Genomic DNA, 15,205 nt, shown 5'->3' with positions numbered 1-15,205 from the left:
ACTACCCCTTTCCTCGGCTCAGTGGGCGGTGTCGCTGAGCGCTCCCGGACAGACCACGTGAACGACCGGGATGCAAATGTCCGGTCGCGTGAGATCGACATAGAGCGGCGGACTCCCTGTCACCGACTCGATCCGGCGCGCCAGGTGCACCGTCTCATCGCGCAGGTCGCGCAGCGGGGTCGAAATGATGGGGGTGAAGTCCATCGCGTCGCGGGCCTCGAGTGGTGCGGCCGGGGAGCGGTTCACCGAGAAGAAGTGGGCTTCTCGGTACGGGGCCTGCCCGATGTCGTCACGTGCTCCCGCGATCGCCGTCGCGCGTGACTGTGCCGCCTCGGTGAGCGCCCGGCTCAGGGTCACGCCCGCGTCCAGATGGGTTCCGGTGCCTCCGAAAAGTACCGGGAAGAGGGGGGCTCGTGATCGTGGCGTCGAAGGAGGGGACACCGATGGGACTGGCCAGAGCACGCACGGTGACCTGCACCCCTGCTGACTCGAAACGTTCCAGGAGACGGAGGCACGAGGCGTCGTCCACGGAGGAGAGGTCGACCGGCCGTGCCGTACCGTTCCGTCTGGCACGCGCGGACGCATCACGTTCCATCACCTCGTACATGCCGTGGAGCAAGGCTTCGTCCGGTACGTTTCCGCTGGCCAAGCCATTGCTGGTGGCCCGGAAGGCGGCCGGCGTCCACCCACCCGTGACGCAGGAGTCCAGACGCAGCAAAGAGGCGGGTACGTACGACTCGCCCTGCCCATCGATCCGGGTGGCCGGATACCAGTCGAGCCGGCAGTCCGGGCCGATGAAGTGGCGGGGAGCGAGGGGCAGTGTGTCGAGACGGTATCCCAGCGCCTGTTCCATGTGCTCGACGGTGGCGGTCGTCACCGGCACTCGGGGATGCTCCGCATGCCATACCTCAATGGCTTCCATGGCAGCGGAAACCCGGGCCAATGTGGCGGTGATGCCCTTGCCCTGGGAGACCGACAGGGTGTGGGCGTTGGGACGTATCGCCTGGAAGACCGGAATGCCGATCTCGTCGAGCCAGGTGACGTCCGCGACCCGGGTGATGCCGCATTCCGGCAGGACCGGCTGGATCCACTCCCAGGTGTCTTCCGCGGGACGCACCCGGTGGGTACCGGAGAAAATGATCTTTTCGCAGGCAGGCGGAGCAGGAGAGCCCGCCTGGGGCAGGGGTTGTCCCCGCATCTCAGCACCTCCTCTTCTCACGGAGCCGGACGAGCCGCAGAGGCAGGAGCCGTCCCTGCCCGGGCGGGCGCACAGGCCCGGACAGGGACGGGGGAGGAAGCGTCAGAACCCGCCGACGGCCTCTACGACCGGTTCGCGGTCATCGTCGGTCACGGTGGTAGCGAGGCTGTGGCTGGCCCGCGCCCTCGCCGCGGACCTGGTCGGCGTCGACCTCTCCAGCACCGCCGTCGAACTCGCCGAAGCCCGGCGATCTCGATTCGTACCGCCCCGTCGGGCCCGATTCCAGGTGGGCACGATACAGGCGACCGGTCTGCCCGACCGGTGCGCGCACGGCCTCGTCTGCGTGGACGTGGTGACCGGCACGGCCGACTGGACGTCCGTGCTGGCGGAGATGCGCCGGGTTCTCGCGCCCGGTGCCCGCGCGGTCCTCACCCGCACCGTACGCCGGGACTCGGGGGAGGCGTGGAGAGCGCAGGTCGAACGCGCCGGTCTCGAGATCGAACACGTGGACGAGCGGCCAGAGGAACCCCAGGTGTGGCGCAATCTGTACCGGCTGTGGATCACTCACGAAGCAGACCTGCGCCGTGAACTCGGAGGCGCTTAGGCGGACAACATGCTGCGCGCGGCGGAGCAGGTGCTGCCCCGCCTCGACGGACACCGCGCCTTCCTGGCGACCCTGCGCCACGCCTCCCGAGGATCTGTCTGACAGTCGGAAGGGCTGGATCCAGCCGCCTGCCCGCCTCGGCACGCGGTAAGCCAGGTGAACCTTCCTCGTCCTCAACGCCGTTTGTACTGTGCGACGTTGATCCGCCGCAGAAACCGGGAAGGAAGTCGGAGAAAATGGGAAACCTCAAGAGGCGCCTTGTAACCTTGGCACTGGCCGGGGCGTCGGCCGCCACCATCACCCTCAGCGCCTCGGGCTCGGCGTCCGCGGACAACTGGTTCCCGGCGAACTCCGGATCGGGTGCATGCACCAGTCAGTACGCTCTGTGCATCTGGGACCAGGGAAACTTCCAGGGCAGCGGAATCGGTGTCACCTGGAATGACATAAACAACGGAAAGCTCAACAACATCAGCCAAAGCTACGGTTTCCTCGGCACCAATATCTCCTCCATCATCAACAAGACCGGTACCACGTTCTGCGGGGCCGAGTACGCCTGGGGCGCTGGGAATACCTTCAAGATCCAGGCCTACGGCTGGTACTACGGCCTCGGCTCGTCGTGGGACAACCGGATCGCATCCATCCAGAAATGGCCGTGCGACTCCGGCGTCTAGGAACTGGGCCGTGGCCCCTCCCGGGGCCACGGGCTTCAGGAAGGCAGTGTCCAGCTCTGGTTGGCGGCTCCGGTGCACGACCAGATCTGCAGGCGCGTGCCGTTGGCCGAACTGGGTCCGGTCGCATCGAGGCACTTGCCCGACTGCGGGTTGAGCAGGGAGCCGTTCGCGCCGGGCTGCCACACCTGTGATTCGGTGCCGTTGCAGTCGTAGAGCTGCACCTTCGTGCCGTCGGCGGTGCCGGCCGACGTCACGTCCATGCACTTCCCCAGCGCGCTGAGCGTACCGGTGCCGCCCACCGACCAGTTCTGTGCATCGGTGCCGTTGCAGTCGTAGAGCTGTACGGCGGTGCCGTTGGCGGTGCTGGCGCCCGCCACGTCCGCGCACTTGCCCCCGTACCCGTGGATGGGTCCGGTGGCACGTGCGGGCGGAGGGGTGACCGGGCCGGAATGCCCTGCCGCCCACTTGATCTCCTGGAGGAGCAGCTGGTTCTGCTGGGCGCTCGCGAAGGTGGAGGACAGCGTGGTGTTGGTCGAGTAGTCCATCGCGTTGTGGCCGAAGTTGTTGTAGACCATCTTGTAGTGGCGGTTGGACCACACGATCGGGTAGTAGCCGCTGTACCAGGTCTGGTTGGGATCGGTGCCCACCGGGAAGGTGGACGGTGCCAGCGAGGCCAGGATGTCGATGTCCGGGTTCTGCCGCAGGTCGTTCTGCCAGCTGTACCACTCGCTGACCGAGGACGTGATGGTGGCGGGCAGGCCGGCAGTCGCCGCGTGGGTGGGATCGTCGATGCCCAGCGTCTCCGAGGTGGGTCCCCAGGAGTTGCTCCGGAACGTGCCGGTACCGAGAAATGTGTTGTGGTACCAGGGCCAGTCGCTGGTGTCGTCGTTGTACGCCGAGACGTGGAAGCCGATGAAGCCGCCCCCGTTGGTGACATACGTCTGGAAGGCGGACTGCTGCGCGGCTGTGTGGGGGTAGTCGTCGAGGAACATGACGACCTGGTAGTCGGCCAGGTTCGCGGTGTTGAGCCGGCTCCAGTCCGTGGTCGCCGTGTAGGTGAACCCGTTCTGTGCGCCTGCTTGCGGGAACCAGGCGTTGGCTTCGTGGTCGAAGCTGATGTGCGCCGCGTCGTAGGTGCCGTCGTAGAAGGCGATCATCCTGAAAGGGGTGGCGGCATGGGCCGGGGACGCGGGTCCCGCCTGGACAGCGAACAGCACGGCGAACATGGCGAACACGGCGAGCAGTCTTGGCAGTGGGCGGCCAAGGGGTAGTCGTGCGCGGGAGGTGATCATGGGGGAACCTTCCTCGTGCGCTTCTGCGGGCACCACGGGTGGGTGCCTCGCATTGAACTCCCAGCGCATGAGCATGTCAATTGGTTCAGACCATCGCATCACTCTCGGTTCCTTGAAGAACGCGAAGCGGGGCAGTGTGTGACACATGCGCCGAGAAGCCGACAGGGAGGTTTCCCACACGTGTCCGCTGTCCGCGCCGGCGATGAGCCGGCGCGGACAGCGGACACGCCGACGCGGGCAGCGTGCGCCGCGACCCGCGGCCGGTATTCCGCGTGGCTACAGTCCGAGGTCGAGCGCCAGGCACGAGTAGTACTTCCACGAGCCCTCAGGGTCGTACGCGGCCTTCCCTCCGCCACCCGGGGCGGCCTCCACCTCTTCAGTCATGTCCTCGAAGCGGATGCGCTCGGGAAGCCGGCCGAAGCGGGCGTGCCGTGCTGCCGCGTCGGAGTCCGTCGTGACGTCCTTGTTCATGTCGCTTCTCCACCTCGTCGCCGTGGACGGCGTCCTGCCTCAACGGCCGGACCGGATACCATCGTGCGCCTCCATTCGTCACCTGTCAAGATGGTGACGAAGTCGGATGGTGGTGCACGGGTGGGGCACATGTGCACGGCCGGGAAAGCGGCGGTCGCCTCAGGGCGGAGGGGATCAGGACGTCGTCCCGTCCGGTGCCGGGGGCGTCACCCGTGCGGGAGTCTGCGAGTCCGGGGCGACGGCCTCCGCCGGCGCAGGCGTCCCGGCGACGGCCTCGGCGCTCCGTGCCGCCCGCGCCGCCTGAGCCAGGCCGCTGGAGGCGCGCAGCGGGACCTCCTTGATGAACAGGGTCACCAGGAAGGCGATCAGGGCGATGGGTGCGACATACATGAAGATGTCGCCGATGGCGTGGCCGTAGGCTCCCTCCAGCCAGGTGCGGACCGGGGCGGGCAGCAGGGCGAGGTCCGGCAGTTCGCCGCTGCCGGAGACCTTGGCCGCCGTCGCCCGGTCCTGCGGGCCGAGCTGGGTGATGGTCTCGCTCGCGTAGTGGCCGATCCGGGTGGTGAGGATCGAGCCGAGTACCGAGACGCCCACCGCGCCGCCGAGGGAGCGGAAGAAGGTCACCGTGGAGGAGGCGGCGCCCAGGTCGGCCGGGTCCACCTGGTTCTGGGTGCACAGCACGAGGTTCTGCAGCGTCATGCCGACGCCGAGGCCGATCAGCACCATGCACAGCGCGATGAACACGTACGCGGTGTCGTAGCGGAGCATGCCGAGTAGGGCCAGGCCCGCCGTCAGCAGGACGCCGCCGGACAGCAGCCAGCCCTTCCACCTGCCGGTGCGGGTGATGATCCGGCCGGAGACCATGGAGGCGAGGAACAGGCCGGCGATGAACGGGATCGTCATGACGCCGGACCTGGTCGGGGAGTCACCGCGCGCCAGCTGGAAGTACTGGCTGAAGAACACGGTGCCCGCGAACAGCGCGATGCCGACGAACAGCGAGGCGATGCAGGCGAGGGTGATGGTGGGGTTGCGGAACAGCCGCAGCGGGATGATCGGCTCGCCGGCCTTCGTCTCGACGAACAGAAAGACGGCCGTGAGCACGATCGACGTGCCGACCAGCGTGTACGTCTGCCAGGACAGCCATTCGTACTTGTCGTCGGCGAAGGTGACCCAGATCAGCAGGACGCAGACTGCCGCGGTGACGAAGAAGGCGCCGGCCCAGTCGACCTTGACCTTGCGTCTGGCCACCGGCAGGTTCAGCGTCTTCTGGAGGACGACCAGCGCGATCAGCGCGAACGGGATGCCGACGAAGAGGCAGTAGCGCCAGCCGAGCCAGCTGGTGTCGGTGATGACACCGCCGAGCAGCGGGCCGCCCACGGTGGCGACGGCGAAGGTGGCGCCCAGGTAGCCCGAGTAACGCCCGCGCTCGCGCGGGGAGATCATCGCGGCCAGCACGACCTGTGCCAGCGCGGACAGACCGCCACCGCCCAGGCCTTGGATCACACGGGCGCTGATCAGCGTGGCAGGGTTCTGCGCGAAACCGGCCACCAGGGAGCCGATGACGTAGATCACCAGTGCCGACTGGACCAGAATCTTCTTGCTGAACTGGTCCGCGAGTTTGCCCCACAGGGGGGTCGACGCGGTCACGGCGAGCAGAGAGGCGGTGACGACCCAGGTGTAGGCGCTCTGGCCGCCGCCGAGGTCGTTGATGATCCTCGGCAGGGCGTTGGTGACGACGGTCGAGGACAGGATCGCGGCGAACAGGCCCAGCAGGAGTCCCGACAGCGCGCGCATGATCTGCGGGTGTGTCATCGGCGCGTCCGTCGTCGGCGCGGGTGCGGAACCTCCTTCGCGACGGGTGTGAGCCCGCACACCGGCGCCTGGTGTGGTTGTCATGGGTTTCGTTTCCTTATCTGGTGACAGCGGGTGTACGGGGGGACGGGATGTCCTCGGGCGGCTGGGCGGCCGGAGTCCGTCGGGCCAGCGGGTCGTCGCCCGGGGCCCGTCCGGCCCCCGGGTCGTCGAAGCTCGCCCGGAGCCTGGCCATGAGCCACGTCAGCCGGCGGACGTCCTCGTCGCTCCAGTCGTTCAGCCTCTCGGCTAGCAACCGGGCGCCGCAGTCCGACAGTTCGGCGAGCCGGGCCCGGCCCGCGGGGGTCAGGCGCAGGATGCGCGAGCGCCGGTCGGCGGGGTCGGGGCTGCGGTCGATCCAGCCTCGTGCGGCCAGGTGCGTGACGTGGCGGCTGGCGACCGACATGTCGACGGCGAGCAGCTCCGTGAGCCTGCCGATGCGTATGTCGCCGTGGCGGCGAAGCAGCGTCAGCACCATGACGACCCCGCTGGAGCAGCCGTCCGGGAGGATCCGGTCCAGCTCCCGCCGCACGGACCCGACGGCGCCCAGCTGACGCACCAGCTCCTCATACTGGGTCTTCTCGGCCACATGCGCCTCCAATGTCATTGCTTTAAGGCAACCATGGAGTTGCCCGATCACGGCGGGCGAGCAATCCAGGTGTGCCGTAAAGCACCCGCAAGAGATACGTATTCGGGACGCCCCGGGTCAGTGCAGGATCCGACGGGCGACATTGGTGTTGACCAGGTCGAGCAGTTCCTCCCCCCGGCCGGACAGGACGGTCCGGATGGCGTAGAGGGTGAAGCCCTTGGCCTGCTCCAGCGAGACCGCGGGCGGCACCGACAGCTCCTGGCGGGCCGTCATGACCTCGACCAGCGCCGGTCCCTCGTGGGCGAAGGCGCCCTTGAGGGCGTCCTCCAGGTCGCCGGGCCGCTCCACCCTGCGGGCCCACAGCCCGATCGCGGCGGCGACCTCGGCGAGCTGCGGGTTGTCCAGCTCGGTCGCGTAGTTGACGATGCCGGCCGCCTTCATCTCCAGCTCGACGAAGTTCAGGGAGCCGTTGTTGAAGACCACGATCTTGGCGGGCAGCCGGTTCTGCCGCAGCGTGAACAGCTCGCCGAGCAGCATGGTGAGCCCGCCGTCGCCCGACAGCGAGACCACCTGCCTGCCCGGATACGCCGCCTGCGCCCCCACGGCGTGCGGCAGTGCGTTGGCCATCGTGCCGTGGTTGAACGACCCGATGAGCCGCCGCCGCCCGTTGAACGTCAGATAGCGGGCCGCCCACACCACCGGGGAACCGACGTCCACGGTGAAGACCGCGTCCTCGTCCGCGAGCCGATCTAGGGTGCTCGCCACGAACTGCGGGTGGATCGGGGTGCGTTCACGGTCGTTGACGGCGAGCGCGTCCAGCGACCTGCGGGTACGGGCATAGTGGGCGAGGGCGCCGTCGAGGTGCCCCCGCCCGCTCTTGACGGTCAGCAGCGGCAGCAGCGCGGGCAGGGTGTCGCGGACGCTGCCGACCAGCGGCAGGTCGACACGGGTGCGGCGGCCTATCTGCTCGCCGCGGATGTCGAGCTGGATGACCTTCGCGGCCTGCGGATAGAACTGCCGGTAGGGGAAGTCGGTGCCCAGCATCAGCAGGGTGTCGGCCTCCTCGATCGCCTTGTAGCCGGAGGCGAAGCCGAGCAGCCCGGTCATCCCGACGTCGTACGGGTTGTCGTACTCGACGTACTCCTTGCCGCGCAGGGCGTGCACGACGGGCGCCTTGAGGGTCTCGGCGAGCCGGACCAGGTCGTCGTGGGCACCGGCCGCGCCGGCACCCGCCAGGATCGTCACCCGCTTCCCGTCGTTCAGCAGCGCGGCGGCCTCGCGCAGGGCCTCGTCGTCCGGGCGGACGACGCTACGGGCCGGGCGCACCACCGTGGGGGCCAGGTCGCGGGGGGTCTTGCCGAGGAAGATCTCGCCGGGTACGACGACGACCGCCACTCCCCTGCGCTCGACAGCCGCCCGCATCGCCATCTCCAGGATGCGGGGCCCGTGCTCGGGGCTGGTGACGACCTCCGCGTAGACGCTGCAGTCGGCGAACAGCTCCTGCGGGCGGGTCTCCTGGAAGTAGCCGGACCCGATCTCGCCGCCCGGGATCTGGGCGGCGATGGCGAGGACCGGCACGCGGCTGCGCTGGGCGTCGAAGAGCCCGTTGATCAGGTGCAGGTTGCCCGGACCACAGCTGCCGACGCAGACGTTCAGCTCCCCCGTCAGCCCGGCCTCGGCCGCCGCCGCGAGGGCAGCGCTCTCCTCGTGCCGCACATGGACCCAGTCGACGTCGTCCTCCCGGCGTATGGCGTCCGTCAGACCGTTGAGCGAATCACCGGGCAGGCCGTACAGACGGCGCACCCCGGAGGCCTTGAGCGAGGCGATGACGTGGTCGGCGAAGGTACGCATATGGTTGCCTTTCGACGGTCGTGAGCGCGACCGGTGCGGAAGGACAACCGCACGGGCGCAGGCCGCCCGCACCGGGGCTCGCCACGGGCGACGAGCACCTGATCAGTCTGGTCGGGCGACTTTAGGCAAACATCCGTCGAATGACTGCCTCGCCGGTGCCGGGATGCCTTCAGCTACTCGGTCGGACGACTGTCGGCTGCGCACCGGAGTGCGGACCCAACACATCCCGCCTGGACCGGCCACTCCGCCGCCACAGGCCGCATGCGAGGCGTGGCGCGCCCAACAGTGCGACACGTATCAGCAGGACTGGCCGGCGGGGACCGTCCGGGCGGATGACATGACGTCATTGGTGATCTGGGGCGCGGAGAAGTGCTTGGTGACGACCCAGGTGTACTGACCCTGGAAGTTCCTGTTGGACCACATGCACAGGGTCCGGTCGCTGTTGTTGATGACGGAGGACACCTGGTTCTCTATCGTCGACCCGTCCTGGAAGTGACTGTTGACGAAGTTCGCGATCTGGTAAGGCGACTCGACGAGAATTCTCTGGATGGAGACGCTGCCCTGGTAGGTCGCGTCCTTGTAGAGGCAGACGCTGCCCGCCGGGCAGGCCGTCGCCGCCGACGCACTGCCCGCCGTCACACCGATACCTGCTCCCGCGAGAGCCAGCGCGATCAAGGGGGTGCCGAGGCCTCGCCACCTGCCGGTCCTGCTGCCGTGCTTCATGAAGACATCCCCTGTGTGTGAGATCCAGGCGGGATTCACCCGCGCTAGCTGTTCATACATATTAAACGTGACATAGCCACCTACCCCATGGGTGACATACCCGCCCACCCCAAGACCAGTGCCCGGCCTCCACCCGTGCGCGGCTCCTCATCACTTGCCAAGACGGTGACGCTTTGATACGTATGAAGGTTCAAATTCACTAACATGTTCGTCACGTGTGCCGGTCGTCAATGGTCCGGCCCTGTCCACCCCTTCCAGGAGACCTGACCGTGAAGAGCCTGCCGCAGACCGAAGAGACCCTTCTGATCCGTACGGACTTCTCCGACGAGGCGGCCTGGCAGGCCGTCCGCACGGTGGTCACTACCCCGGACGAGGACGACTTCGTCGCCGAACTGCATATCGTGGACGACCTTGCTTACCGCGACCTGACCACCCAGCAGGTCGTCGCGCTCGTCCCCGACGAGGACGGCCTGCTGATCGTGGCGGACAAGAAGGCACTGACGGAGGCGGAGATGCCACTGCTGGCCGTCCTGAAAACGGATGAGGACGAGGACGGTTCGGAGCAGGGCTTCGACGAACTTCGGGTCTTCGCAGCTAAGTTGTGGGAGATCGAGAACAACATCGCCACGGCCAACATGGACTGGGAGGAGTTCGTGGACGCGGCCGAGGAGGACGGCGTCTTCCGCGGATTCTGACCCGCCCGGGCAACCCACCGGCCCCGCCGCCCGGTTCACTGTCGAGACGCACCGTCCCTTGACGGCGACTCCGAGCCGACCACGCCGGGGATCGCCCCCGCGAGACCGCCCAGGACGGTGCCCGGGGAGGCGCCCGCCTTCACGGACGACCGCCCGTTGTCGCCGTTGCCACCACTGATCAGGAACGGCACGGAGACCAGGAGCGCGCCGACGATGGCGGCCCCGGCCAGCAGACTCTTGTGCGGCCTGCCCGGGGCGGCCTTGGTTGCCGTCTTGGCCGAGTTGTTCGTGGAATCGTCGGATGCGCCGGCCGCGTCCGCGGTCGCGGCGGACGTGTCCGACGACTCGGCCGTCTTGGTGGCCGCCGCGGCCTGTGCGGCCGGCTCAGCGGCGTTGGCCGACTGCCCGGAAGTACCGCTGGTGGTCGCGGACCCGGTCACGCCCGGAACGGCGGGACTCGCTTCCGCCTCCTCGGATTCCTCGCTCTCCTCCCATCGTTGTTCGGGCTTCTCCGGCTCGGCTTCCGGCTCGGCTTCCGGCTCGGACATGGCCGGAAGGGGACGGCTGATCCCCCGCGGGACACCAGCGAGGTCAGGACGACACGCAGGTGTGAACCTGTGAACCGACGAGCAGGCCGACCCAGTGTGCCGATCGCCTTGGCACGCCGACCGCCTTGACACAGGACGACGTGACGCTCAGGACCGGTTCAAGACCGGGTGACTCGACCGGTGTTCAGTCGCCGATTGTGTGTCCGGGGAGGTCAATGTGTTCGCTTGTCGACGCCACCGCTCAGGATGCTGACGAGATAGTCCTCGGTGGTGAGCACGGGCGTGGGCCTGGCCTCGCTCTCCTCGGGTCCGGCATCGGAGTCGAACTCGTCGTCGGCCTCGGTCTCCTCCGAGGCAGGAGGTTCCGGCTCCCACTCGGAGTCCGCTTCAGGCTCCGCAGGGGCCACGGGCTCAGGCACCGGCACGTACTCGGACACGGTGACGGGCTTCCGCGCGGAGTCGACGACAGGCGAGGATTCGTGCTCAGGCCTCGGACCGGGTGTGGAATCACTCTCGGATTCCGGCTCGGGCAACTCAAGGGTCTCCACCTGCCGCACACGGTCACGGCCATCACTCAATAGCGGCACCGCCGGCACACTCAGGCGAAGAGCGTCCTCGTCCGCTTGCATGTCCTCCTCGGCTCGGGGAGCGGCCGCAGGTTGCTCCCCAGCTTCCTCCGTCGCCGAGGCCAACCGCTCGGGAGCGACGATCATGCTTACAGCGCCAGTGGGGTTCACATAGAGCTGTGTCTCTTCGGCAAGGTCTCGGATGAGGTCTCGAACCAGAACATTGCGCGAGGCGTAACGCCCGCCCGACCGAAGCTGCGGGATGGAGGTGAAGACCGGAACTACTGGGGCACCGTCCGGACTGCACGCCTCGACGGGGCGCCCGTCGGGCGCGAGCAGCACGCTGACCTCGGCATCGACGATCAGGAGGAAGACATCTTCCTCCGGGCCGTATCCGGTGGCCGCGAGCTGTATCGCCTCATCGATCGAATCGGTGGGGGCCGACCAGCCATTCGCGCTGGGGGAAGGGCGGTAGTCGTCGTTGTACTGCCATTCCACCACCTCGCCGTCGGCGTCTGACCGGTACTGCCCGACCACCGCCCAGGTCGGCGGATTGTCCTCCCCATGCCAAGCCGGATCAACGATGCCGAACCAGTGGTCGGGGGCCACCCGAGCGGCCTCCCGGATCGAGTCCGGCACATCGGCCAACGGTTCGTCGTGCTGTGGTGTCCGGGCTACGTCGGTCATCCGGTCATCAGTCCTTCGGGAAGAAATGGTTCGCGCCTGCCTGATCGTCCGCAGTCGCGAGGTGCATGCACATGTGTCGGCCATGTTCACACATCGATTCGTCCTCACGATGCGGTGCCGGCACGACTTGGATCGCTGAAGTCAGCCCTTCGGTCACACGCGCAGCGAACCATCGTTTCTGAAGGAACGGGGATCCGTTCGGCCCGGTGTCACATCCAGTGACGGCGCTCAGCGACGTTTCGGAAGCGGGATGCCCGGTCCGGTCGACGATCAGGTGGTGCTCGCTGCCCGACCGTGCGCGGGCGACCGGGCTTGGCCTGCTTTCGGGTCGGCCTGGTTCCAGGTGGTCGATCGTCGTGAACTCGGCTGCAAGCTGGCTGCGTTCCTCAGGTGAGAGCACTCCGTACCGTCTACGAACACGGCGGCATGGGCACTACGACATTCACAGCGAGGTCACTCGGTCTGATCCGCCGGTTCCTTGCTTTCCGGAAGAGGGAAAGATGATGCGTACCAGACAGAGACCGTTCCGGCGATCCGTGGTTTCGGTAGGCGCCATCGCACTGGCTGCGGCTGGAGCTGTCGTGGTTGCTGGGACGCCCGCATCCGCGGCCATCAGCAATCACCGTGTCCAGCTGTGCGCCCAGGGCAATTACGACGCCCGTATCCACTGGTCCACGGGCTACTACAGCACGCTGGTGCACCCCGGCGAGTGCCAGACGTTCGACATCGACGGTACTGGTGGGTTTGTCATCGGAGGCGTGTACAACGTCAGCCGTCAGAACTTCGACATCCAGGGCGTGGCCTCTCCTCGCGGTGGCTGGACTGCCGACTCGCCTGGCATGAAGTTCGGCGCCGAAGGCACAAGCACGGCCCCCTATGTCGTCCAGTGGGCCAACAACTGATCGTGGCATCCGTCAGGTGACGAGGGGACGCAGCTCCCTCTGTGCCGGAGGGGCCGTCTGCATCGCAGGCGGCCCCTCCGGCACCTGCGCTTCCGTTTTGTGCAACTCGAACGGCACAAGGCGCCGGATCCTTTCCCAGCGCGCCAGGTTTCAGTCCGGTAGTGCAGCGAGTCGTCCGCCTCCTCCGACCCCAGCTGTGTATACGTGTGAGCTTGCACCGCTTTGACGGGCACCCTCGGTGTGTTGCTCAGGCAGCAAGGACAGTCTCGTAGTCGGCGGAACTGCGGTAGCCGGAGCGGCCTTGCTCGCCCTCTGGCCGTAGACGGCGCCAGGACGACTGTATTCGAGTAGGTGCCTGACCGAACCGCCTCTCGACGACGCCGAAATCTGGTTCTGGATCACTTTCCGGGCTCTGTCGCTGATTTGGGGGTGGGTGACGATCAGGAGCAGGCGGGCATCAGCTGTGCGTGGGGGATGTGGTTCGCCTCGCTGACCTCCTTCTTCAGGGGGCCGGAGTCGAGGTAGAAGAGGTTGTTCTTGGGGACGCTGAGGTCCGTCTTGCCGTGCGGTCCACGGTGGGGTCGGCCGCCTGTCCGGGATGTGGATGGAGATCCTCGCGAGTGCACTGCTACTACCAGCGGTGTCTGGCGGACCGTCCCGTTGCTGGTCGGCAGGTGCGACTGGACCTGCGAGCACGTCGTCTCGTGTGCGGCAACAACAGTTGCGGACGTCGAACCTTCGCCGAGCAGATCCCGGACCTGACGCGTCGACACGCACGCCGCACGAATGCCCTCACCGCCCAGCTCACCGACATCGCCCTGTTCCTGGGCGGACGTGCTGGCGCCAGTCTGTGCGGACGCCTGGCCATCACCACCGGCAAGGACACCCTGCTCCGCCTCCTTCGCGCACTGCCCCTCCCGCAGCCGGAGTCTGTCCCATGCCTGGGTGTCGACGAGTTCGCCGTGCGCCGCGGCCGTACTTACGCAACGCTCCTCGTCGACATGGACACCCACCGCCCCGTCGACGTCCTAACGGACCGAACCGCGCACACCTTCGCCGCCTGGCTGCGCGAACACCCCGAGGTGAGGGTCGTCTGCCGCGACCGCGCCGGCTCCTTCCGCGACGGCGCCCACGCCGGTGCACCGCAGGCCCGGCAAGTTGCTGATGCTTGGCACCTGCTGCACAACCTCGCCGAGGCCGTCGAGCGCATAGTCGGACGACACCGCGCCGACCTGCGAGAACCCCTCACCGTCCAGGCCGGCCGGGACGACGTCCGTCCCACCACCCTGGGCGAACTCGACGTGCACGGACGGCAGCGGCCGCTGGCCGCCGGCACTCGCGAACGCCACCAGCAGATCCACGAACGCATCGAACGCGGCGACAGCCTGCGCGCCATCGCCCGTGAACTACGCCTCAGCCGCGGCACCGTCCTGCGCTTCGCACGGGCCGCCGATGTCGAGCAGCTCCTCGTCGCGGCAACCCACCGGCCAAGCATGATCGACGACTACCGGCTCTATCTGCATCACCGCTGGATGGAGGGCTGCACCAACGCCGCGGCACTCACCCGGGAGATCCAGCAGCTGGGTTACCGCGGAGACATCAACACCGTCCGCCGCCACCTGCGGCCCTACCGCACCGGGGCCATCCCGCCGGATGCTCCGCTGCCCCATCTGACCGTCCGCCGGGTCACCAACTGGATCATGCGCCGGCCCGAACACCTCACCGACACCGAGCGCAAGTGCCTCGGCGAACTGTGCGAACGCAGCCTCGCACTGGCCACAACCACCGAATACGCCCGGCGACTGGCCTCGATGGTGCGCGAACGCCGCAGCGAGCACCTGGCCCTCGACGTCTGGCTCGCCGACGTCCGCCTCGACGGACAACGAGAACTCCGCACTCTGGCCGCCGGCATACGCCGCGACCGCGCAGCAGTACTCGCTGCCCTGACCACCACCTTCACCTCAGGAGCAGTCGAGGGCAACGTCACCAGAATCAAGCTCCTGAAGAGACAGATGTACGGCCGGGCCAACTTCGACCTCCTGCGACGCCACATCCTCCTGTCACCTTGATCAACCGACTGACACCCCCAAATCAGCGACAGAGCCCAGAAGTGATCCAGAACCCGAACCCTGACTCTCTGACGGCGTATCAAATCTGACCCACTTGGCGATCTTCATCTGGCCCTGGCCTTGGTGATCAAGGTCAGGAGGGAAGAGATGATCCACGTGGAGGACTGGGCAGAGATCCGCCGGCTGCACCGGGCCGAGCAGACGCCGATCCGGGCGATCGCCCGGCACCTGGGCATCTCGAAGAACACGGTGAAACGCGCGCTGGCGCATGACCGGCCCCCGAAGTACGAGCGTCCGGCGACGGGCTCGGCCGTGGACACGGTCGAGGTGCAGATCCGCGAGCTGCTGCGGGAGACGCCGACGATGCCGGCGACGGTGATCGCGGAGCGGATCGGCTGGCAGCGCGGGATGACCATCCTCAAGGAACGGGTGCGCGAGCTGCGGCCGGCGTACTTGCCGAGGACACCTCACCGAGAGAAGCCGCCAGC

16 protein-coding genes and 1 pseudogene are annotated in these 15,205 nt (G+C 67.7%); 6 read left to right on the top strand and 11 right to left on the bottom strand.

Translation table 11 applies throughout. From position 1 onward, the window contains the following. Nucleotides 1-18: 18 nt before the first annotated feature. Nucleotides 19-357 carry a YcaO-like family protein gene (locus A6P39_RS42975; protein ID WP_275884378.1) on the bottom strand — a complete coding sequence of 113 codons (339 nt, stop codon included), beginning with the start codon at nt 355-357 and terminating at the stop codon, nt 19-21. Then, complete coding sequence (locus A6P39_RS42970; RefSeq protein WP_275884377.1) at nt 290-1,198, bottom strand: YcaO-like family protein; 909 nt, start codon at nt 1,196-1,198, stop codon at nt 290-292. Before A6P39_RS42970 ends, A6P39_RS42975 begins: the two co-directional genes overlap by 68 nt. Nucleotides 1,199-1,352: 154 nt before the next feature. On the opposite strand from A6P39_RS42970, the gene A6P39_RS42965 reads away from it, so the two are divergent. Then, the gene (locus A6P39_RS42965; protein WP_275884376.1) at nt 1,353-1,802 is read left to right on the top strand and encodes a class I SAM-dependent methyltransferase; all 450 of its coding nucleotides are present in this window, start codon (nt 1,353-1,355) and stop codon (nt 1,800-1,802) included. 236 nt (nt 1,803-2,038) lie between these two features. Continuing rightward, entirely contained in the window at nt 2,039-2,473 is a 435-nt protein-coding gene (locus A6P39_RS42960) for a hypothetical protein (RefSeq protein ID WP_275884375.1), read from the top strand. Between the two features lie 35 nt (nt 2,474-2,508). Here A6P39_RS42960 and A6P39_RS42955 read toward each other — a convergent pair whose 3' ends face one another. The 6 genes from A6P39_RS42955 to A6P39_RS42930 form a co-directional block, all read right to left on the bottom strand. Continuing rightward, nucleotides 2,509-3,699 (bottom strand): ThuA domain-containing protein, encoded by a 1,191-nt coding sequence (locus tag A6P39_RS42955; RefSeq protein WP_375991266.1) that lies wholly within the window; start codon nt 3,697-3,699, stop codon nt 2,509-2,511. Between the two features lie 342 nt (nt 3,700-4,041). Continuing rightward, nucleotides 4,042-4,236: a hypothetical protein gene (locus tag A6P39_RS42950; protein ID WP_275884373.1), complete on the bottom strand. Its 195-nt coding sequence runs from the start codon at nt 4,234-4,236 to the stop codon at nt 4,042-4,044. Nucleotides 4,237-4,410: 174 nt separating this feature from the next. Further along, nucleotides 4,411-6,132, bottom strand: coding sequence for an MDR family MFS transporter (locus tag A6P39_RS42945; RefSeq protein WP_331454232.1), 1,722 nt, complete (start codon nt 6,130-6,132; stop codon nt 4,411-4,413). A gap of 13 nt (nt 6,133-6,145) precedes the next feature. Beyond that, nucleotides 6,146-6,676, bottom strand: coding sequence for a MarR family winged helix-turn-helix transcriptional regulator (locus A6P39_RS42940; protein WP_275884402.1), 531 nt, complete (start codon nt 6,674-6,676; stop codon nt 6,146-6,148). Between the two features lie 117 nt (nt 6,677-6,793). Continuing rightward, nucleotides 6,794-8,527, bottom strand: a complete 1,734-nt coding sequence (gene poxB, locus A6P39_RS42935; RefSeq protein ID WP_275884372.1) for a ubiquinone-dependent pyruvate dehydrogenase — start codon at nt 8,525-8,527, stop codon at nt 6,794-6,796. Nucleotides 8,528-8,824: 297 nt separating this feature from the next. Continuing rightward, complete coding sequence (locus A6P39_RS42930; protein WP_275884371.1) at nt 8,825-9,250, bottom strand: peptidase inhibitor family I36 protein; 426 nt, start codon at nt 9,248-9,250, stop codon at nt 8,825-8,827. A gap of 269 nt (nt 9,251-9,519) precedes the next feature. Here A6P39_RS42930 and A6P39_RS42925 point away from each other — a divergent pair, with 269 nt between their 5' ends. Continuing rightward, nucleotides 9,520-9,945 carry a DUF6924 domain-containing protein gene (locus A6P39_RS42925; RefSeq protein ID WP_275884370.1) on the top strand — a complete coding sequence of 142 codons (426 nt, stop codon included), beginning with the start codon at nt 9,520-9,522 and terminating at the stop codon, nt 9,943-9,945. Between the two features lie 35 nt (nt 9,946-9,980). Here A6P39_RS42925 and A6P39_RS42920 read toward each other — a convergent pair whose 3' ends face one another. The 3 genes from A6P39_RS42920 to A6P39_RS42910 form a co-directional block, all read right to left on the bottom strand. Next, a complete protein-coding gene (locus A6P39_RS42920) occupies nt 9,981-10,493 on the bottom strand; it encodes a hypothetical protein (protein WP_275884369.1) in 513 nt (170 codons plus the stop codon). Nucleotides 10,494-10,705: 212 nt separating this feature from the next. After that, entirely contained in the window at nt 10,706-11,746 is a 1,041-nt protein-coding gene (locus A6P39_RS42915; RefSeq protein ID WP_275884368.1) for a type VII secretion system-associated protein, read from the bottom strand. A gap of 7 nt (nt 11,747-11,753) precedes the next feature. Then, entirely contained in the window at nt 11,754-12,146 is a 393-nt protein-coding gene (locus tag A6P39_RS42910) for a hypothetical protein (RefSeq protein WP_275884367.1), read from the bottom strand. A 181-nt stretch (nt 12,147-12,327) separates the two neighbouring features. Between A6P39_RS42910 and A6P39_RS42905 the strand changes: the two genes are divergently transcribed. The 3 genes and pseudogenes from A6P39_RS42905 to A6P39_RS42895 all read left to right on the top strand — a co-directional run. Then, a complete protein-coding gene (locus A6P39_RS42905; protein WP_275884366.1) occupies nt 12,328-12,648 on the top strand; it encodes a hypothetical protein in 321 nt (106 codons plus the stop codon). Nucleotides 12,649-13,115: 467 nt separating this feature from the next. Further along, nucleotides 13,116-14,717: an ISL3 family transposase gene (locus A6P39_RS42900; RefSeq protein ID WP_331454231.1), complete on the top strand. Its 1,602-nt coding sequence runs from the start codon at nt 13,116-13,118 to the stop codon at nt 14,715-14,717. Between the two features lie 147 nt (nt 14,718-14,864). Then, nucleotides 14,865-15,185: pseudogene (locus tag A6P39_RS42895) on the top strand (helix-turn-helix domain-containing protein); the annotation flags it as partial. Nucleotides 15,186-15,205: the final 20 nt, after the last annotated feature.

The sequence above is a fragment of the Streptomyces sp. FXJ1.172 genome, assembly GCF_001636945.3.
Classification (GTDB): Bacteria; Actinomycetota; Actinomycetes; order Streptomycetales; family Streptomycetaceae; genus Streptomyces.
The sequence above is the reverse complement of the archived record's forward strand: the minus strand, read 5'-3'. Positions and strand labels throughout refer to the sequence as shown.